General features: G+C 65.5%; 19 protein-coding genes. 7 read left to right on the forward strand and 12 right to left on the reverse strand.

Features of this window, described 5'->3' with window-relative positions; all coding sequences use genetic code 11:
* Positions 1–4 precede the first annotated feature (4 nt).
* Positions 5–556 (reverse strand): carboxymuconolactone decarboxylase family protein, encoded by a 552-nt coding sequence (locus WD767_09240; GenBank protein ID MEX2616268.1) that lies wholly within the window; start codon positions 554–556, stop codon positions 5–7.
* A 257-nt stretch (positions 557–813) separates the two neighbouring features.
* Between WD767_09240 and WD767_09245 the strand changes: the two genes are divergently transcribed.
* The gene (locus WD767_09245) at positions 814–1,152 is read left to right on the forward strand and encodes a TraR/DksA C4-type zinc finger protein (GenBank protein ID MEX2616269.1); all 339 of its coding nucleotides are present in this window, start codon (positions 814–816) and stop codon (positions 1,150–1,152) included.
* Positions 1,153–1,290: 138 nt separating this feature from the next.
* Here WD767_09245 and WD767_09250 read toward each other — a convergent pair whose 3' ends face one another.
* Complete coding sequence (locus tag WD767_09250) at positions 1,291–1,782, reverse strand: YchJ family protein (protein ID MEX2616270.1); 492 nt, start codon at positions 1,780–1,782, stop codon at positions 1,291–1,293.
* 189 nt (positions 1,783–1,971) lie between these two features.
* Between WD767_09250 and WD767_09255 the strand changes: the two genes are divergently transcribed.
* On the forward strand, positions 1,972–2,946 hold the full coding sequence (locus WD767_09255) for a methyltransferase domain-containing protein (protein MEX2616271.1): 975 nt from the start codon (positions 1,972–1,974) through the stop codon (positions 2,944–2,946).
* Positions 2,947–2,949: 3 nt separating this feature from the next.
* Positions 2,950–3,729 (forward strand): 23S rRNA (adenine(2030)-N(6))-methyltransferase RlmJ, encoded by a 780-nt coding sequence (gene rlmJ, locus WD767_09260; GenBank protein ID MEX2616272.1) that lies wholly within the window; start codon positions 2,950–2,952, stop codon positions 3,727–3,729.
* A 26-nt stretch (positions 3,730–3,755) separates the two neighbouring features.
* Here rlmJ and WD767_09265 read toward each other — a convergent pair whose 3' ends face one another.
* The 5 genes from WD767_09265 to WD767_09285 all read right to left on the reverse strand — a co-directional run bounded on the left by WD767_09265 (position 3,756) and on the right by WD767_09285 (position 8,500).
* Positions 3,756–4,166 carry a DUF6481 family protein gene (locus tag WD767_09265; GenBank protein ID MEX2616273.1) on the reverse strand — a complete coding sequence of 137 codons (411 nt, stop codon included), beginning with the start codon at positions 4,164–4,166 and terminating at the stop codon, positions 3,756–3,758.
* Between the two features lie 206 nt (positions 4,167–4,372).
* The gene (locus tag WD767_09270; GenBank protein MEX2616274.1) at positions 4,373–4,687 is read right to left on the reverse strand and encodes a putative quinol monooxygenase; all 315 of its coding nucleotides are present in this window, start codon (positions 4,685–4,687) and stop codon (positions 4,373–4,375) included.
* Positions 4,688–4,801: 114 nt separating this feature from the next.
* Positions 4,802–6,349: an altronate dehydratase family protein gene (locus tag WD767_09275; GenBank protein MEX2616275.1), complete on the reverse strand. Its 1,548-nt coding sequence runs from the start codon at positions 6,347–6,349 to the stop codon at positions 4,802–4,804.
* A gap of 66 nt (positions 6,350–6,415) precedes the next feature.
* Positions 6,416–7,786, reverse strand: a complete 1,371-nt coding sequence (locus WD767_09280; protein ID MEX2616276.1) for a caspase family protein — start codon at positions 7,784–7,786, stop codon at positions 6,416–6,418.
* Positions 7,787–7,816: 30 nt separating this feature from the next.
* Positions 7,817–8,500, reverse strand: a complete 684-nt coding sequence (locus WD767_09285) for an RT0821/Lpp0805 family surface protein (GenBank protein ID MEX2616277.1) — start codon at positions 8,498–8,500, stop codon at positions 7,817–7,819.
* Positions 8,501–8,732: 232 nt separating this feature from the next.
* Between WD767_09285 and WD767_09290 the strand changes: the two genes are divergently transcribed.
* The gene (locus tag WD767_09290; protein MEX2616278.1) at positions 8,733–10,391 is read left to right on the forward strand and encodes an NAD(P)/FAD-dependent oxidoreductase; all 1,659 of its coding nucleotides are present in this window, start codon (positions 8,733–8,735) and stop codon (positions 10,389–10,391) included.
* A gap of 12 nt (positions 10,392–10,403) precedes the next feature.
* A complete protein-coding gene (locus tag WD767_09295) occupies positions 10,404–11,075 on the forward strand; it encodes a GDSL-type esterase/lipase family protein (GenBank protein ID MEX2616279.1) in 672 nt (223 codons plus the stop codon).
* 57 nt (positions 11,076–11,132) lie between these two features.
* On the opposite strand, the gene WD767_09300 is transcribed toward WD767_09295, so the two are convergent.
* Positions 11,133–12,302, reverse strand: a complete 1,170-nt coding sequence (locus WD767_09300; GenBank protein MEX2616280.1) for an NADH:flavin oxidoreductase/NADH oxidase — start codon at positions 12,300–12,302, stop codon at positions 11,133–11,135.
* A 173-nt stretch (positions 12,303–12,475) separates the two neighbouring features.
* Between WD767_09300 and WD767_09305 the strand changes: the two genes are divergently transcribed.
* Positions 12,476–13,297: a protein-methionine-sulfoxide reductase heme-binding subunit MsrQ gene (locus WD767_09305; GenBank protein MEX2616281.1), complete on the forward strand. Its 822-nt coding sequence runs from the start codon at positions 12,476–12,478 to the stop codon at positions 13,295–13,297.
* A 6-nt stretch (positions 13,298–13,303) separates the two neighbouring features.
* Here WD767_09305 and WD767_09310 read toward each other — a convergent pair whose 3' ends face one another.
* Together WD767_09310 and WD767_09315 are read right to left on the reverse strand one after the other, a co-directional pair.
* On the reverse strand, positions 13,304–14,899 hold the full coding sequence (locus tag WD767_09310) for a GMC family oxidoreductase N-terminal domain-containing protein (protein ID MEX2616282.1): 1,596 nt from the start codon (positions 14,897–14,899) through the stop codon (positions 13,304–13,306).
* 37 nt (positions 14,900–14,936) lie between these two features.
* A complete protein-coding gene (locus tag WD767_09315; protein ID MEX2616283.1) occupies positions 14,937–16,046 on the reverse strand; it encodes a TauD/TfdA family dioxygenase in 1,110 nt (369 codons plus the stop codon).
* Between the two features lie 163 nt (positions 16,047–16,209).
* On the opposite strand from WD767_09315, the gene coaA reads away from it, so the two are divergent.
* Positions 16,210–17,151: a type I pantothenate kinase gene (gene coaA, locus WD767_09320; protein ID MEX2616284.1), complete on the forward strand. Its 942-nt coding sequence runs from the start codon at positions 16,210–16,212 to the stop codon at positions 17,149–17,151.
* A 12-nt stretch (positions 17,152–17,163) separates the two neighbouring features.
* On the opposite strand, the gene WD767_09325 is transcribed toward coaA, so the two are convergent.
* Both WD767_09325 and WD767_09330 read right to left on the reverse strand, forming a co-directional pair.
* On the reverse strand, positions 17,164–18,951 hold the full coding sequence (locus WD767_09325) for a gamma-glutamyltransferase family protein (protein MEX2616285.1): 1,788 nt from the start codon (positions 18,949–18,951) through the stop codon (positions 17,164–17,166).
* A gap of 434 nt (positions 18,952–19,385) precedes the next feature.
* The gene (locus WD767_09330) at positions 19,386–19,751 is read right to left on the reverse strand and encodes a hypothetical protein (protein ID MEX2616286.1); all 366 of its coding nucleotides are present in this window, start codon (positions 19,749–19,751) and stop codon (positions 19,386–19,388) included.
* Between the last annotated feature and the right edge of the window lie 164 nt (positions 19,752–19,915).

The raw sequence follows: 19,915 nt of genomic DNA on the forward strand, positions 1-19,915 counted from the left end.
TTTTTTACGGCTTGAGCGGCAATTCTTCCCCTTCGGGCAAGTCGACGCGGCCGACATTCAGGGTCATGGAAATCAGGGTATAGAACCCGCAAAGGGCAATCAGTTCGGCGACGCCGGACTCGCCCAGGTTTTCCACCGCCCAGTTATAGGTTTCATCGCCGACATCGCGTTTTTCATGCAACTCGTTGCAGAATTCGTACACCACCGCTTCATTGGGGTCGGTAAAGCTCGGCCGACGGCGCTGCTTTATGGCGTCCAGCACGGATTCGGCCACCCCGCCTTTCAGGGCGATGGGCGCATGAGCATACCATTCGTATTGCGCGGTCCAGTGTCGCGCGGTGACCAGAATGGCGAGTTCGCGCAGATTGGCGGGCAACGTGCCGCCGAAACGCAGCGTCGCGCCCATCGCCTGTGCGCAATCGGCAACCGGCGGGTTGACCAGAAGCTTGGCGAACGGGCCGCGGACGCTGCCGCGCGGGCCGGATGCGATCTTGTCGTAAACGGCCTTCTGTTCCGGCGACATGTTGTCCGGGTCGAATGATGATAGTCGGCTCATGGAGTTCCCCTCTTTTCGGATTCTTGATTTCGTGGTCGCAAGACTAGAGCACATCGGATTTAAATGGAACCGCAAGAGGCTCCATTTAAATCTGTGAAGGTGCTCTATTTTCAATAAGATAGATCAGATTCACGTGTTGGTTGGGTCGCCATAGGCGATTCCAACCAGACACGATCTGATCCACCCATCCGCGCCGTCCGGTCAAAGCCCCCGTGACGTTTGTCGGCGCTATTTCAGTGCTGTATCATGAATGAACCATGCTGACCGACACGCAAATCGAAGAATACAGGGCGCTGCTCGTTGAACGGCGGGCGGCATTGCAGGGTCTGTCCGCCGCCAGCAGCGCGTCGCGCCAGCCGGTCGAACTGGACCAGAGCCGGGTCGGCCGTCTGTCGCGCATGGATGCCATGCAGGACCAGGCCATGGCGCTGGAAACCGCCCGGCGGCGCGCACTGGAACTGCAGCGGATCGAATCGGCGCTGAAACGGCTCGAATCCGGCGAATATGGCGACTGCCTGACCTGTGGCGAGGAAATCGCCGAAAAACGTCTGCGTTTTGACCCTTCCACGCCGGTCTGTGTCGGCTGCGCAGGATAGTCAGGCGAAAACAGGCCGGGTAATCAGCCGCCGCGCGGTTTCCGTTCACCCGGTCACGCGTATTGATCCAGATCATGGGCGGCCATTCGACACTGTGATGTTCTTCCGGCCCGCCCCGGATTGAAGCCGGCCGGCCTGTCAGGCCCCGCAGCACTTCTTGTATTTTTTTCCCGAACCGCAGGGGCAGGGGGCATTGCGGCCGATTTTCTCCACGCGCCGGGTTTCCGGCTTCGGATTCATGATGCAGTCGTCGAAAACCCAGCGCCCGTTTTCGCGGATAAATGTGGAAAGCTCGTGGTGGATCCCCGTGCCGCTCTTGTCGCGGCAGCGGGCGATGAATTCGACCGTACCGGTATCGTCATTTTCGCCGCCGCCTGTCGTTGCGCGAACGTCCAGGTTCAGCCATTTGACCTGTCCGAATGCAGCCTCGAATTCGGCAACGTCGAAATCGGCGCGCTGCTTCGCAGAAAGTGTCTCCGCCAGATACCGGCCCTTGCCGAGGACATGCGCGCTGTAGCGCGACCGCATCAGGGATTCCGCCGTTGGCGCCGTCATGGTCTCGAAATACCGGCCACAGCAGGCGTCGAGCAGCTCTCCGGAGCCGCAGGGGCAATTATTCGTGGAAATGATACTGGTCTCCTGTTCGCGCCTTTCGGCGGCTTCTGTGCGTCATTGGCCAATCCGTGTCATCCCGCCGGGGATGTCTGACGATCCGCGAAATCAGGGCGATACATCGCACGGGTACAATAATCGTATTGTAATTCAGGCCGGTTGGCGTATCAATCCGCCGGTTTTCACACTGACCGGAAGGTTCCGCCCTTGCACGCCCATGACTTACGCGCCGACCGCCGGCTGGAATACGGCAACATGCTGAAAGCCCGCGGCGACCTTGGCGACGCCGTGTCGCTATACAGGGAAGCGCTGGCGCTGGCGCCGCAATGGGCCGAGGCGCATTTCGCGCTGGCGGAAGCGCTGGAGGCGCTGAGCCGCCATCAGGAGGCCTGCGCCCATTACACGAATTATCTGCGTTTCGCCGAAACCGATATTCTGGGCGCTGAAATCCGCCTCGCGCTGCTGGGCGGCGCGCCGGTGCCGGCGGTATTGCCGGAACCCTATGTCCGGACGCTGTTCGATCAGTATGCCGACCGGTTCGACGAGGCGCTGGTGACGGGGCTCGAATACCGCGCGCCGTTCCTGCTGCGCGATGCCGTGGACCGGGTGCGGCCGTCGCCGCCCGGCGGCGAGCGGGTGCTCGACCTGGGCTGCGGCACGGGGCTGGCGGGAGAAGCCTTCCGCCATCGTGCGGCCTGGCTGGCCGGCGTCGATCTGTCGCCGGGCATGATCGGCATGGCCGCCCGCAAGGCGGTTTACGACGATCTGCGGGAGGCAGAGGCAATCCACGCCCTGACCCGGCGGACCATGCGGTTCGATATCGTCGTCGCCGCCGACGTGCTGGTCTATATGGGCGACCTCGCGCCGCTGTTCGGTGCGGTTCGTGCGGCGTTGCTGCCCGACGGGCTGTTCGCCTTTTCCGTGCAGCGGACCGATGCGGATAATTTCGTGCTGGGCCGCGAATGCCGTTATTCGCATCGCCCCGACTATATCCGGCAGGTGGCCCTGGCGGCCGGTTTGACCGTGCTGGCGCTGGACTCCGCGGTGTGCCGGATGGAGGCGGGTAATGCGGTGCCCGGTCTGATCGGGGTGCTGCAGCTTGCCGGCCTCGTACGCGACGATGGCGACGTCGATCCGGCGCCGGTCATTTCCGATGCCGCCGCCCGGCCGCGCGGGCACTGATCCGTGCTGTCCTACCAGCATGCCTATCACGCCGGGTCGCTGGCCGATGTGCACAAGCACGCCGCCCTTGCGGTGGTGCTGGCGCGGCTTTGTGAAAAGCCCAGGCCGCTCAGCTATCTGGAAACCCATGCCGGCCGGGGTCTCTATGACCTCACGGCTGGCGAAGCGGTGAAAACCGGCGAGGCGGCGCGGGGCATCCTGCGCCTGCTGGCGGACGGGCGAATCCCGGCGGAGCATCCCTACCGTCGCGCCCTGGAAACGGTGCGGGCGCGGTACGGCGCGAACTTCTATCCGGGATCGCCCCTGATCGCGCGGACACTGCTGCGGCCCGATGACCGGATCCATCTGATGGAACTGCATCCGCGGGAACACGCCGCGCTGCGCCGCATGATGCATGGCAGGGACGTCCATATCCACCGCCGAGACGGCTATGAAGGCGTCCTCGCGATTTCGCCGCCGACCCCGCGCCGGGGACTGGTGCTCATCGATCCCAGTTTTGAAATCAAGACCGAATACGCGCAGGTCGCCGATTTCGTTGTTGCCCTGCACCGGAAATGGCCGCAGGCGGTCATCATGCTCTGGTACCCGCTGCTGAGCGCCGGGCTGCACGAAGCCATGGCGCGCAACCTCGGCGCCGCCGGGCTGCCCGACTTCCAGCGCCGCGAGGTTCGCTTCGACGGCGTCGGCGAACGGGTCGGCATGTTCGGCAGCGGGCTGATCGTGATCAATACGCCCTATGGCGTAACGCCCCTTATCGACGCGGATGAGGCGCTCGTCTACTGAGGCGAAACGCGCCGGCGACCGGCTTTCTATCGCTGGCGCGACTTGCGCGCGGCATATCTGGCGTCACGGGCCGCTTTCTGCTTCGCCGCCAGTTCGATCTCCTGGCGTTCGCGCTCGGCGATTTCGGCTTCGATCGCGTCCTGCTCGGCTTTCAGCGCCGCGACCCGCGCCGCTTCCTCGGCGGCCAGCGCCTCGGCTTTGGCCGTCTTTTCCGCCAGCTTGGCCGCGTTGCGCTCGGCGATGCGGGCCTTGCGTTCCGTGTCGCGGTTTCGCTGCTCAGCCGCCCGCGAAATGTTCAGCGCCCGCCGCTCCGCCTGCTTTTTGGCGTATTCCGGGTCGTTCGCGGGATTCTTTGCCTTCGCCTTCCTGATCAGCGCCTGCTTGGCCTTCGCGGCCGTCGTCTGCCTGTCGGCGAAATCAGGCTCAAAATTCTTCATCTCACACTACCTTTGAAACTCATTCTGACAATACCGGGCGCCCGACGGACTGCGATCCGACGGTCCCGGCAGGGGCCATTTATGCCACATGGCGGCGAGAACTCCAGCAGAGAACACCGGATTTTTTCAATTTTACACCGGCGTACCGGACCGGCTGGAGTCCAGAAAGCGGACTCAAGGCCGGTGTCGCACCCGACGGGGGGCGATCAGGTCGGCGACATGACGTGAATGATACGGCTTTCGATCAGGTCCTTGGTCTTCGCGCCATAGGCCTTCATATGCGGCGAGGCGGCATGGGCCTTCAAATGATCCAGGCTGGCCCATTTTTCGATGACGACAAAGGTGTCGGGGCCAAAGGGGGTCTGGAAACTGCCGACGCCTTCCGCATCGACGGTTGCGCCGTATTCGATACAGCCGTCCTCGGCATGCACGGCGGGTACATTGGCCCTGAAAGCGGTGAGGATTTCCTCGCGCTTGCCCGGCTTCGCCGTAATAACGGCCAGAACGTGGACTGCTGACATGATAAATCTCCCTGTCCCTGTGTTGCGTGTTGGAGGGCAGGGTACTGTGGCGGCGGCGGCGCTGCAATAACCCGGCAGAAATTCCGCCGTGTTTGCCGTATCCGCCTCGCTGACCTAGCCGACGATACCGATCTGCCAGGGCACGAATTCGTGGCGGCCGAGGTCCAGGACCTCGCTCTTGGTCTGGCCGCCAGAGGCGATATGGAGGAAATACTCGAAGATGCGCTGGCCGACCTCCTCCAGCGTCGCGTCGCCTTCCAGGATGTCGCCGCAATTGATGTCCATGTCCTCTTCCATATGCAGGTACATCGGCGTGTTGGTGGCCAGCTTGATCGACGGGGCCGGCTTGGCGCCGAAGCACGATCCGCGCCCGGTCGTGAAGGCAATGAGATTCGCGCCGCCGGCGATCTGTCCCGTGGCGGAAACCGGGTCGAAGCCCGGCGAATCCATGAAGACGAAACCTTTCGTCGTGACCGGTTCGGCGTAGTGATAGACCGCCATCATCGGGCCGGTGCCGCCCTTCATCGACGACCCCAGCGATTTTTCCAGGATATTGGCGAGCCCGCCGGTCTGGTTGCCCGGGCTGACCACGCCGTTGATCTGCACGTCGCGGCCCGGCGAATACACGTCCTTCCACCAGCGGATGCGCTCGATCAGTTTCATGCCGATCTCGGGCGTCGCGGCGCGCGCTGTCAGGGTGTGTTCGACCCCGTAGATTTCCGGCGTTTCGGACAGGATCCCCGTGCCGCCATGCCGGGTCAGGATATCGATGGCGTTGCCCAGCGCGGGATTGGCCGTGATGGACGAGAACGCATCCGAACCGCCGCATTGCAGCCCGACCGTGATATGGCTGGCCGGCACGGTTTCCCTGGTGCATTTATTGGCCTCGACCAGCATCTCCCTGACGGTTTCGATGCCGCGCTCGATGGATTTGCGCGTGCCGCCGGCCTCCTGCATCACCATGGTGCGCAGGCGCGGACCTTCGGTCAGCTTCCGGGCGCTGAACAGCCCGCCGACCTGGCAGCGCTCGCAGCCCAGCCCGACCACCAGCGCCGAATGGACATTGGGATGCTGGATGTAGCCCGCCAGCGTGCGCTGCAGCAGGTCCATCGGCTCGCCGGTCATTTCCATGCCGCAGCCCAGCGCATGGCTGAACGCCGCGACGCCGTCGACATTGGGGAATTCCGACAGCCGTTCCTTCGTGAAATAGGCGGCGATTTCATGCACGACCGTGGCGGAGCAGTTGACGGTCGAAACGACGGCGATGAAGTTGCGCGTGCCGGCGCGGCCATCGGCGCGCATATAGCCCTGGAAGGTGGCGCGTTCGCTTTCGGGCAGCAACTCCAGCGGCCTGAAATCGCGCGAGTAGGCGTAGTCGCGGTCGAATTCCTGGAAGGCGATGTTATGGTTGTGGACCATGGTCCCGGCCGGGATATCCTCCGACGCGAAGCCGATGGTCGTGTTGTATTTCAGGACCGCTTCGCCCTTCGCAATATCGTGGACCGCAACCTTGTAACCGGCCGGCACCCTGTTCCGGGTGACGATGTTATAGCCTTCGAGCGACACGCCCTCCTCTATCGGCAGCCGCGCGACGACGACGTTGTCGCTGCCGTTCAGCCGGATGACCGGCCCGTTCACTTTCTTGCTTTTCAGGTCGAGCATCGTGTTTCCTCCCTCGCATCAGCCATGTTGCCGCGATGTTTTACCACGCGTCGCCTGCGATACGGCTCAATTCTTTTCACGCGTGGCGGTGAATTCCATCGGGGCATTGCCCAACGTGTCCTGCAGGAAGAAGGCGATGCCGCCGGCGGAAACCTCCCCCGTGAAGGTGCGGCGGTGGTCCTGCGTCTCGGAGCCCATCAGCACCTGGAAGGCCTCCTGAAACGTGATCGTTGCGCCTTCCGTCCGGCCATCGACGATGCTGCGTTTCGTGGCGGGGTATTTGCGGGGGCTGTCTTCGGTGGAGGCGCGCGTCAGGCTGCCCAGCAGCTGTTTGCCGACAACCCGGAAATCGAAATGCAGGCGGTATATGTCATTTTTGTCGAAGGGACTGGTGATCGCCTCGGAAACCCATTTTCCGGCCAGTTCCGTCGGGCTGTCGCCGCGGTTCTGCCGCAGCGCCGCCAGCCGGGTGCGCGCCAACGGCGCGAAGGCGCCGTCCGGGAACTGCTGCAGATAGGCCTCGTAGTCACCGGTCCTGTCGCTGCCCTGGATCGCCTGCCAGAAGGCCAGTTCCATATTCGGCGCGACCGGCGCCGCGGCGTCCGGCGCTTCTTTTGCCGGTGCGGCTTCGGGTGCGGGGCGCAGCGCGACCGGGACAAACAGGAACTCGCCGCCTTCATGACCGGCCTGCCTGATATCGGAATATTGCGGGGTCTGGTTGGCATTCACCACCACGGGCCGGCTGATTTGCCGGAACAGGGCGGTGCCTTCCATGATGTCGCCGTTTTCTTCCAGCGCGGTGAGGAAGGCATTGGCGAAGACCGAATGACCGCCGCGCCCGGAATCCGCCACGGGTTCCAGCCCGCCGGATACGATGGCGGTGCGGGACCGTTTATCCGCCATGCGCCGCAACCACGCATCGCGTGCCTGCCCGGTCGGCAGTTGCGTGCTGGCGTCCCGAACCAGCGTGCCGGAATAGCAGCTGTCGGCCACCACCATCACATGGTTCGCGGTCATGGCGTTCAGCCGGCGGGTCAGGTCGCTGTTGGATATCCAGTTCAGGTCGTCATCGGTATCGGCATCGACGGGCTGCCAGAATCCTGTGTTCGTCTGACGGTCCAGCGAGCCGTGCCCGGCGTAGTAGATCAGGAGGTTGTCCTCTTCGGTCAGTTCGGCGCGGTACTGGTTCAGGGCGCGCAGGATATCGGTGCGGGTCGCGTTGCGCAGCGTCCGGACAGCAAAGCCATAGCGTTTCGTCAGCAGCTCCGCGACGGCTTCCGCATCCGCGACGGCTGTTTCCAGCTTTGGCAGTTTCAGATAATCGTTGTTGCCGATGACCAGCGCGTGATAGCGGCCGGTTTCGAGCGTCGCCGCCGAAAGAGGCAGCGCAAAAAAGACCAGCAGCAGTCCCAGCAACCGGGCGCTGGCGGATCGCATGGCCTGCTCCATTCCCCTGTTGCCGATTGTTCAGGTCTTCTTCCAGCTGCCATCTGGTTCGCGGCACGCCGTACCGAAGGCGTCCTCGACCTTGCCGCCGATGACGATCTGGGTCTGGTATTCCCGGCAATAGGCGCCGGACGGCGTCTGGTAGGTGCGCGTGGGCGTTACCTGGTACTGGGTACCACGGTCGGGATCGCGCCACGCGATGGTGCTGTCATTGGGCGCGCGCTCCAGAACCTGCCCGATGCAGTTCTGGTCGGTCTGATCCATCGCCTGGCCCAGGCTGCCGCCGATCAGGGCGCCGATGATCGCGCCGCCGACTGTCGTGAAGATGCGGCCGTCGCCCTTGCCGAATTGCGACCCGGCGGCCGCGCCGGCGGCGCCGCCCAGAAGCGCGCCGATCACGTCGCGATTGCACGTGCCGAAGCCGTTATTCCCGATCTGGATCAGTGAAGCCGGTTCGACCTCGTAATACCGGGCGCCGCGCTTGTATTTCAGTTTTTCCTTGCCGCGATAGCCCCAGGCCGGGGCCCAGTGCGGCGGTCCGCCATGAGCCTTGGCATAACCACGGCCGCCGTCCTTGTCCCGGTGCTTGGAGTGGCCTGGCGGGTTGTGGTTCTTGTTATCGGCAAAACCCGGTGTTACCGCTGACAGGGCGAATGCGGCCAGCACAACGCCGGCAAGCAATGTTTTCAGGGTGGCGCGATTCATCTGTGGTCTCCATTCGTCCGTGTTGGCGATTTTATCGTTGTCCTGCAACTGTCCCCGGCCTGACAATAGCGGATTGGCGGCATCCTCGCCACAGGCGGCGCAGTTCCTTCGGTCCGGCTTCGCAATGGCGGAAATGCGCGGGGCCGCCGCCGCCGGATTGACGAATCCGCCGTGACGTGCTGCCGTAATGCGAATTCCGGATCGTCTTCGCCTTCGAGAATGAGAGGTACATATGCCCGATACCCATAACGATTCCCGCGCGACCGGCGCCGCCCACGACCCTGATTTCGATGTGGTCATCGTCGGCGCGGGGCTGGCGGGGCTGTACACGCTGCACCGCCTGCGCGGGCTGGGGATGACCGCCCGGGCCTATGAGACGGGCAGCGGCGTCGGCGGCACCTGGTTCTGGAACAAGTATCCCGGCGCGCGCTGCGATGTGGAAAGCCTGGAATATTCCTATGCGTTCTCCGATGACCTGCAGCAGGAATGGCACTGGCCGGAACGCTACGGCAACCAGCCGGAAATCCTGGAATATATCAACCATGTCGCCGACCGGTTCGACCTGCGCCGCGATATCCAGCTCAATACCCGCGTGACGACGGCTGTCTTTGACGAGGAGAGCAACCTCTGGACCGTGGAAACGGATCGCGGTGACACGGTGACCGCGCGCTACTGCATCATGGCCAGCGGTAACCTGTCGACGCCGCGCGTGCCCGATTTCAAGGGCATCGAAAGCTTCCGGGGCCAGTGGTATCACAGCGGATTGTGGCCGGCCGAAGGGGTGGACTTCACGGGCAAGCGTGTCGCCGTCATCGGCACCGGATCGTCCGGTGTGCAGATGATCCCGATCATCGCCCGGCAGGCGAAGCATCTGCATGTCTTCCAGCGCACGGCGAATTTCATCCTGCCCGCCGGCAACGCGCCGATGGACCCGGAACGGGAATCGACCCACAAGGCGGATTATCCGGCGCGGCGCGAAGCGGCCCAGCATACGCCTTTCGGTATCGGCGGTTTCCCGCCGCCGACGCAATCCGCGCTGGAGGTCTCCGAGGCCGACCGCAACGCGGCCTATGAGGCGAAATGGCGGGAAGGCGGCAGCATCAGCTTTCTCTATACCTATACCGACCTGCTGACGAACCAGGAAGCCAACGACACCGCCGCGGATTTCGTTCGCAACAAGATCCGCGCCATTGTCGAGGATGCCGAAACCGCCGAACTGCTGTGCCCCAACGACCATCCGATGGGCACCAAGCGGCTGGTGCTCGATACCGGCTATTTCGAAACCTATAACCGCGACAATGTCACGCTGGTGAATGCGCGCAAAATGCTGATCGAGGAGATCACCCCGACCGGGCTGCGCACGACCGAATCCGAATATGAATTCGACGCCATCGTCTTCGCCACCGGTTTCGACGCGATAACCGGCGCGATGAAGGAAATCGACCTGCGCACCACGGCCGGGCTGACGATACAGGACAAGTGGGAAGCCGGACCGCGCACCTATCTGGGCCTCATGGTCGCGGGCTTCCCGAACATGTTCGTCATTACCGGGCCGGGCAGCCCGTCGGTGAAGGCGAACATGATCGTCGCCATCGAACAGCATACCGACTGGATCGTGGACTGTTTGCGACGGTTGCGGGAAAAGGGCGTCGCGCGTTTCGAGGCGACGAAGGAAGCCGAGGATAACTGGGTGCAGCATGTCAACGAGGTCGCGGATTCGACCCTCTATCCGAAGGCCAATTCCTGGTATGTCGGCGCGAATATTCCCGGCAAGCCCCGCGTCTTCATGCCCTATGTCGGCGGCTATGAACGCTACAAGGCCATCTGCGACGATGTGGCGGCCAAAGGATACGAAGGCTGTGTCATGACCCGCGAAAAAGCGACGGTTTAGGGAAACAGGCAGATGGCAGCAATCCTACCGCAGATCCGCGTCGGCTTCATCGGCGACAGCATCACCCATGGCACGGGCGATGAAACCCTGCTCGGCTGGCCGATCCGCGTGGCGCAGGCGGCGCGGGTGAGCGGTTATGACGTCGTGCCCTATAACCTTGGCGTTCGCGCCGATACCTCGGAACTCGTCGCCGCCCGCTGGGAAGCGGAATGCGATGCGCGCCTGCCCGAACCGTTCAAACGCGCCACCGTCTTCGCCGTCGGCATCAACGACAGCGCGCATGAAAAAAGCGCGCAACGCGATGGCGCGCGGGTCGAACTCGAACGGTCGACCGACCTGATCATCGGGATGATCCTGGCCGCCGGCCGCTTCGGCCCCGCGCTCTGGGTCGGGCCGACGCCGGTGATCGAGTCGATGATGCCGCTGTCACCCTTCAAGGGGCTGAGCTACCGCTTCGCCAACGACGCCATCGCCCGTCACAACGACGCCTATGCGGCGCGGGCCAGGGCGGAAGGAATCGAGTATCTCGACCTGTTCACGCCGCTCCGTACCGATCCGGGCTGGGAGGCCAGCCTGCGCACGACCGACGGGCTGCATCCCGGTTCGGGCGGGTATGCGCTGATGGCCGGCCGGTTCGTCGGCTGGCCGGCCTGGCAGGCGGTGCTGGCCGGTTTGAAGCGATAAGGTAAATCCCGCGCGGATCGAAGCAAGCCCCGCGGGATTTACGAGAAATGCCGATGCCTATTCCGCCGCGCGGAGCCCCTTGAATCCCAGGATCTGCGAGCGGCGCTTGACCGCCCAGCCATACTGTTCCGGCCACATTTCATGTTTCGGATCGGCGTCCAGCGCCTCGGCGGCGTGCAGCGGCCAGAACGGGTTGTACATGATCTCCCGGCCCAGCGCGACGAGGTCGGCGCGGTCCTCCTGCAGGATGGCTTCGGCCTGATGCGGGTCGTAGATGACGCCGACGGCCATGGTCTTCACACCGGACTCGTGCTTCACCCGCTCCGCATAGGGGACCTGAAAGCCGGGCGGACGCTCGCCGCCGCCGCTGACGGGGGTGCGGAAGGCCGGGGCGCCCTTGATGCCGCTGGCGGAACAGTCGACTACATCGACGCCGCGCGCCGCCAGTTCGCGCGCCAGCACGACCGAGTCGTCCAGCGACCAGCCGTCATCCGACCCGTCCACGGCGGAAATGCGGAAAAACAGCGGCAATTCGGCCGGCCAGGCCGCGCGAACCGCCTCGGTGACCTCCAGCGCGAACCGCATGCGGCCCTGGATATCGCCGCCATAACCGTCATTGCGATGGTTGCCCAGCGGCGACAGGAAGCTCTGGATCAGATAGCCATGCGCGCCGTGGATTTCCAGCACCCTGAACCCCGCGGCAAGGGCGCGCTTCGCGGCATCGGCGAAGGCCTGCACCAGTGCGGCGATTTCCCCGGAGGTCAGCGCATGCGGCGCCGGGGCGTTCGGCGTCACCGCCTCGGCGGAGGGCGCCACGGTCGGCCAGGGCGCATTGCCGGTGGCGGCGTCGGCGTCGGTCAGCGGCGCGGCCCCCTTCGACGGCCGCATATGCGAGGCCTTGCGCCCCGCATGGGCGATCTGCATGCCCGGCACGCAGCCCATGGATTCGATGAACCTTGTGACCGGCTTCAGGGCTTCGGCCTGCGCGTCGTTCCAGATGCCCAGGCATTGCGGCGTGATCCGCCCTTCCGGCGTGACCGCCGTGGCCTCGCAGAAGACCAGCCCGGCCTTGCCGCGCGCAAACGTGCTCAGATGGGCGAAATGCCAGTCATTCGCCATGCCGTCGCCGGCGCAGGAATACATGCAGAGCGGCGAGACGACGACACGGTTCGGCAGGGTGACGCCGCGCAGGGTCAGCGGGGTGAACAGCAGGGGAGTATCGGACACGGGGCATTCCTTCATGGGGGAGCGGATTGGCGCCGCATTGTCCACCTCGCGCCGGGTTTGTCCAGTTGGATGGATGCCGCGTCATGCTACTCTCGCGCCATGCATGACCACGTCCCGAACAGTCGCCAATGAACGCCCGATCCGCCGCATCCGCGCCCGCCAGGTGGCGCGCCATGCCGTGGTGCGACGCCGCCGGGCGGTTCTCATGGCTGAAGCTGGCCGTGCTGGTGCTGCTTTGTGTCCCGGCGGCGCTGGTTTCCGCCGATTTCATCGCCGGCGAACTCGGCCCCCGACCATTGAACGAAGCGGTGCACCGGATCGGTAACTGGGCGCTGCGGCTAATCCTGCTCTCGCTCGCCGTCACCCCGGCGCGGAGCCTGCTGCGCTGGCCGCGCGTGGCGCAGCTGCGCCGCATGATCGGCGTCGCCGCCTTCGCCTATGTCGCGGCGCATCTGGTGCTGTATGCGGCGGACGAGGCCTGGGACCTCGCCAAGGTGGCGGTGGAGATCGTGGTCCGCATCTACCTGACCATCGGTTTCGTCGCGCTGCTGATCCTCGCCGCGCTGGCCGCGACCTCCACCGACGCCATGACCCGTCGCCTCGGCGGCCGCCGCTGGCGCAACCTGCACCGCCTCGTCTACCTCGCGGCGCTGCTGTCGGTGATCCATTTCTTCATGCAGACCAAGGCGAATGTGAACGAACCCTGGATCATGGCCGGGCTGTTCGCCTGGCTGATGATGTGGCGGGTCGCCAACTGGCGCGGCGTGGCGGGCCGCATCTGGATGCCGGCGGTGTTGACGGTCGGCGCTGTCGCCGTGACGGCGCTGGGCGAGGCGGTCTACTACGCGATCAAGGTCGATGCGCCGATGCTGCGCGTGCTGGAAGCCAACCTGATGTTCTCGACCGGGCTGCGGCCGGCGGCTGTCGTCGGCATAATCTGCCTCGGCGTCGCGGCGCTCGGCTATGGGCGGGCATACATGACGCGCAAACCGTAACAGGGTCTATGCCGCCGCATCCTCCCGCACCATTGCCGCGCCCTTCTCCCCGATCATGATCGTCGGCGCGTTGGTGTTGCCCGTCGTCAGTACCGGCATGATCGAGGCGTCGATGACGCGCAGCCCCTGCACGCCGCGCACCCGCAGGCGCGGGTCGGTGACGGCCAGGGGATCCTCGCCCATCCTGCAGGTGCCGACCGGGTGATAGATCGTGGTGCCGATGGCCTGCGCCACGCGGCGCATGTCCTGCACGGTTTCGATGGGGGAGGCGGGCTGGGTTTCGCCGCTGCTGACCGCCGCGATCGCCGGGGCGGCGAGTATGCGGCGGGTCTGCCGCACGCCGGACAGCATCACCTGCACGTCGCTTTCCGCCGACAGATAGTTGGGCCGGATCGCTGGCGGGGCAAGCGGATCCGCGCTTTCCGCCATGATCGTCCCCCGGCTGTCCGGCCGCGCCGGGCAGACGTTCACGGACATGCCGGGCTCGTCTTCCAGCACGCCGCTGACCGCCGTGTAGCTGCCGGGCGAGAACAGGAACTGCAGGTCGGGCACGTCCAGCCCCTCGCGGCTGCGGGTGAAGACATGCGCGGTGATTGCGCTGAAGGTCAGCGCCCCGTCGCCCTTCACGATCCAGCGCAGCACATGCGGCAGGTAGCGCGGAAAGCGCGCCAGCTGGTTCAGCGAGACCTCACCCTTCACCCGATGCTGGATGCGGGTGATGTAGTGGTCGGACAGATTTCCCCCGACGCCCGGCGAATCCAGCACCACCGGAATGCCGAGCGACCGCAGGTGGTCCGCCGGGCCGATACCGGAAAGCTGCAGCAGATGCGGCGAATTCACCGCCCCGCTGCACAGCAGCACCTCGCGACCGGCGCGCAATTCCCGCGCCTGCCCGTTCTGGCGGAAGGCGACGCCAATGCATTTCGTGCCCTCGAACAACAGCTTCGTCGCCACCGCTTCCGTCTCGATCCTCAGGTTGGGCCGCTTCTTCGCCGCCGCCAGATAGGTCGCCGCCGTCGAGCCGCGCATCCGGCCCTTATGGGTCATCTGGGCATAGGCGACGCCATCCTGTTTCGCGCCGTTGTAATCCGGGTTCAGCGGGAAGCCCGCCTGCTGCGCCGCCGCGACGAATTTATGGGTCAGGGGCAGGATGGTGCGGTAATCCTGCACCTGCAGCGGTCCGCCGCGCCCCCGGTATTCATCGTCGCCCGCGCCATGATAGGTTTCCGACTTGCGGAAGAAGGGCAGGACGTCCTCATAGGACCAGCCCCGGCAGCCCCTCTGCGCCCAGCCGTCGAAATCCGCCGCATTGCCGCGCACATAGACCATGCCGTTGATGGAACTGGAACCGCCCAGCACCTTGCCGCGCGGCCAGTAGATGCTGCGTCCGCCGCTGCCGTCCTCCGGCACGCTGCCGTAGTTCCAGTTGATCACCGGGTGGCGCAGCAGGGAGCGCCCGCCTGCCGGGATGTGGATCATCGGGTTGGTGTCGCGCGGCCCGGCCTCCAGCAGCACGACGCGCCTGCCGCTGTCCTCGCTCAGCCGCGCGGCGACGGTGCAGCCGGCCGAACCGGCGCCGATAACGATGTAATCCGCGTCCATAGGGCGGCCCTCCCGAACCGCGGCCCGAACGGCCGTATCAGACCGGGTCCAGCGGCACGTTCAGCTTGCTGTCGCCGCCAATGATGCCGCCCCGGTCGCCGATATCCAGCTTCAGGTAGCGTTCCTCGAAACTGTCGGGCAGGGGGCGGCCGTCCGGCGGGCAGAGCCACAGCCGCAGCAGGTGGCGCTTGCGTTCGACCTCCGGCCAGTCCTCGAAATCCTCGCGCGCATGCAGGATCTGGTGGTTGTGCAGCATCTGCACATCGCCGGGCTCGAAGGCCATGTCGAGCCGGAACTCGTCGCTTTCGACCAGGCTGTCGAACAGGTCCAGCGCCGCGACCTGCCGGTCCGTCATTGCCGGCAGTTCCGGAAAGCGCGAGCAGGATTCCATATAGTCGCGGGCGTAGATCGCGGACAACAGCCCCGCATGGAAGTGGAACGCCGCCATCGGGTAGTAATCCCTGCGGCCTGGCGGCACCTCGCCGCGCCGGTCGCGCCAGAAGGGGCGGTACATTTCGGCCAGCAGGTCCCGGTCGCGCCGGTACATTTCGTCATGCACCGCGACGGAGCTGCAAATCGAGCTGCCGCCGCCGGATTTCGATTTCTGCAGGCAGAGCAGGCTGACGAAATCGGTGGAATCGGTGTGGAAGCGCTGGCGGATGCGGGTCTGGTAGATGCGGCTGGTGGCCGGCTTCTTCATCGCGTCATAGCGCGCGCCCAGGTCGCAGACATGGCCGAGCAGGTGCCCCTTGCCGTTCTGCGAGCGCGGCGTGCCGAAATGCGCGCCCAGCCCCCAGTAGACCCGGGCCGATTCCTCCATCGTGTAGTCGCGCACGGGAATGCCGCGCAGGAGGAAGAAGCCGCGGCCGTGCAGCAGTTCCCGGCGCATGTCGTCGAACACCGGGCCCAGCGTCGGCAGCGGAAAGTCGCCCTTGCCGATATCGATGATGTCGCGTCCGCGCGACTGCCGCATGGCGTCGTCCAGTTCGGCGATTTCGGCGGCGGACAGCTGGTAAGTCCATTCTTCCGGCCGCCGGCGCAGGTCCGATCCGCGCCATGCGCCGGGTCCGCCGACGGGGCCGGGCGCCATTTCCGGGGTCATGCCGGGCAGGATTGCGGGCGGGTCCAGTTCGGCTGTATGGGCCATGGTCGATCCTCGAATTCATGGTTGCGAATACGGCAAGCTTATGGCGCGGGCCGGTTGTTGGCAATATCGCGGGTCCGCCGACGATGGGGGCGCGGGGCTTGCCCATGGACAGGGCGGCGTTGCTCGAATATCTGTGTGGCGGCGAAACAGTCAGGCAGGGCGGATGGATATCCCGAAATACAACAGGTTCAGCCGCGCGGAATGGGCGGCGCTGCGGTTCAACACGCCGCTGACCCTGTCCGAATCCGAACTGACGGCGCTGCGCGGGCTGGGCGATGTGCTGTCCGTGCCCGAGGCGGTGGATATCTACCTGCCGCTGTCGCGCCTGCTGAACCTGCATGTGCGGGCGGCCAGGCAGCTGGGCTCGGTCAAGGACGAGTTCCTGGGCCGTTTCGTCAGCCCGCCGCCCTATGTGATCGCCATCGGCGGCAGCGTCGCGGTCGGCAAGAGCACCCTGTCCCGGATGCTGCGGGCGATGCTGTCGCGCTGGCCGGACCACCCGCGCGTCGACCTGGTGACGACCGACGGCTTCCTGCGGCCGAACGCCTGGCTGCGGGAACGCGGGCTGATGCAGCGCAAGGGCTTCCCCGAAAGCTACGACATGCGCACCATGGTCGAGTTCCTGGCGCGGGTGAAGGCGGGCGAGGATACCGCCGCCGCGCCGGTCTATTCCCACGAGACCTACGACATCGTGCCGGGCGAGAAATTGGCGATCGACCGCCCGGATATCCTCATCTTCGAGGGGCTGAACGTGCTCCAGGCCGGCCATCCCGGCGGTTCCGGATCGCGCAGCCCGGCGGTCATCCTGTCCGATTTCTTCGACTTCTCCATCTACCTGGACGCCGAGGAATCGGCGATCGAAAGCTGGTATGTCGAACGCTTCCTGCTGTTGCAGCATCTCGCCTTCCAGCAGCCGAAATCCTATTTCCACCACTACGCGGACCTGTCCCCGGACGACGCCCGCCGGGTGGCGCTGCAGATCTGGCGCGAGGTCAACCAGGTGAACCTGCGCGAGAACATCCTGCCGACCCGCGAACGGGCCCATCTGGTGCTGCGCAAGCAGGCGGATCACGCCATCGCCGAAATCCTGCTGCGCCAGCGCTGAACGCTTCCAGTACTACCGCCCGACCGCGTAGCCCTGCATGCCGCGCGGGTTGGCGGCCGCCTTGAGCATCCCGTCCAGTTGCGCCGCCGCGCAGAGCCGCCCTTCCGACCAGTCCTCGCCGACATCGACCCTGTGCCCGCGCCGCCGCAACTCGTCGATGGTGGATTGCGGGAAGCGGCCTTCCACCACCAGCTTGCCCGGCTGCGCGCCGCGCGGATAGAAGGAACTGGGGAAATGCTCGCTGTGCCAGCTCGGCGCGTCGATGGCTTCCTGCAGGTTCATGCCGAAATGCGCGTGGCGCAGGAAGAAACTGCCCTGCCACTGGTCCTGCTGGTCGCCGCCCGGCGTGCCGAAGGCCATGTAGGGCCTGCCGTCGCGCAGCGCCATGGAGGGCGACAGCGTGGTGCGTGGCCGCTTGCCCGGGTTCAGCGTCGCGGGGCGGTCCTCCTCCAGCCAGAACATCTGCGCCCGGCTGTTCAGGCACAGGCCCAGTTCGGGGATGATGGGGGAGGATTGCAGCCAGCCGCCGCTCGGCATCGCCGCGACCATGTTGCCGTGCCTGTCGATCACGTCGATATGGCAGGTGTCGCCCGCGACCAGCCCCTGTTTTCCGACGGTGGGTTCGCCGATGCCCGCGCCGCCGCGATTGGCCTGCGCCGCGCGGACGTGGAAATCGTAATCGACCGCGCCGCCGTAGCCTTCGACCGTGCCCGGATGGAAGCCGAGCGAGGCGGAATCCATGTCGATCAGCTTGCGCCGTTCGTCGTTATAGGCTTTCGACAGCAGCGTCTCCATCGGCACGTCGACGAAGTTCGGATCGCCGTAGAAGGCCTCGCGGTCCGCATAGGCCAGCTTCACGGCTTCCACCACCAGATGCACGAAATCCGGCCCGGTCGGGTCCATCGCCGAAATGCCGTAGCCTTCCAGCAGCGCCAGCTGTTGCAGCATCGCCGGGCCCTGCCCCCAGGGGCCGGTCTTCATCACGGTGAAATCGCCGTAATCGTAACTCAGCGGCGCCTCGTAGGTGGCGCGCCATTTCGCCATGTCGTCGCCGGTCAGCACGCCGTAATGGCGCTCGCCGCTGACATCCATGACGGCGTTATTGCGGCAGAACCCGTCCACCGCCTCGGCCACGAAGCCTTCGGCCCAGGCGCGGCGCGCCGCCTCGATCCGGTCTTCGCGGCCGCCGCCGGCGGCGTTCGCCTCGGCGATGATCCGCTGCCAGGTCTTCGCCAGCTGCGGATTGCCCAGCAGGCTGCCGGGCGCGGGCGGCGCGCCGTTCGGCAGGTAGACGGCGGCGGAGGTCGGCCATTCGTTCTCGAACAGTTCGCGCACGGTTGCAATCGTCTGCCCGACCCGCGCCACCATCGGCGCGCCGTTAATTGCGTAGCCGATGGCGGGGGCGAAGACCTCCTCCAGCGTCATCGTGCCGTGGTCGCGCAGGATCAGCATCCAGGCGTCGAAGGTGCCCGGCACGACCGTGGCCAGCAGCCCGGTGCCCGGCACCAGGTCCAGCCCCAGCCCCCGGTAGTGTTCGACGGTCGCGCCCGCCGGGGCGACGCCCTGGCCGCAGACGACCATGGTCTCGTTCCGGTCGGCCCGGTGGATCAGCACCGGCATGTCGCCGCCGGCCCCGTTCAGGTGCGGTTCGCAGATCTGGATCGTCATGCCGGTCGCGACGGCGGCGTCGAACGCGTTGCCGCCCGCCTCCAGCATCGCCATCCCGGCGGCGGAGGCGATCCAGTGGGTCGAGGAGACGACACCGAAGGTGCCGAGGATTTCCGGGCGGGTGGTGAACATGGCGGCGTTTCCCTCAGGTTTCATCCAGTCCCCGCCAATCTAGCCGCGCCGCGCCCCCCGGACAACCGCGCCGGGCCGGCGGCGAAAAACATGCCGCAGGATTGGCTTTTATAGGCATTGGTCGGCTTTCCTTGGCTTTTTCGGCACATCGGGCGGACGGCTCCGCCGCCCCACCTCACCCCGACCCTCTCCGCCCCGAGGGGGCAGAGAGGGGGCGCAGGTTGCTTTCGCCATCTTCCTTTTTGGAACCCTCGCCCCCGGAGGGGGAGAGGGCAGGGTGAGGGGGCTATCGGGGTACAGACCGGATAGAAAGCGGACAGATTGGACCGAATATCTGTCAGCGATCTATCCGGTTGCTCAATCGATGCCGCAAAAGATCGTCATTTGTTGGCTTTCATTGGCTTTTGTCGGCTTTCCCTTGCATCCGGCCGGTTTCAGTCGATCTCGCGCCGGGCGTCCCTTGTGGCGCAATCGGCGTAGTCGGCGGCGGCGTCGGCAAAGGCGGCGGCCCGGGCGGCGAAACCCCGCGCGGCATCCGCGTACGCCGAAACCTGCCGGATATAGGTGTTCATGGCGTTGACATAGCTGTTGTATTCCCACCGGGCGCAGTCATGCTTGCGGATGTAACCGCCCCCCGACAGGCAGTCGGGCGGTTTCGGCTGCGCCAGATGCGTCGGCGCGACCGGCGCGTGCCCGTAATGCGACGGCGGGAAACAATACGCCAGCGCCGCCGGGCCGGGCAGCCATGCGGCGGCAAGGATCGCGGCAAGGAAAATACGAGGCGGGCGGCGTTTCGGCATCCTGTGCTCCTCCTCCGGCGCATCGGGGGTCGCTACGGTAGCACATATAGAACAAAATAGCAACATTTGTTGCGGCCCGGCTGGCGCTTTCCCGGCCATCGCCAGCGCGCGGTACCCGTCCGGTGAAGTAGCGGTTCGGCTGATGATATTGTGTTTTTACGCCG

Source organism: Alphaproteobacteria bacterium, from assembly GCA_040905865.1.
Taxonomy (GTDB): Bacteria; Pseudomonadota; Alphaproteobacteria; order UBA8366.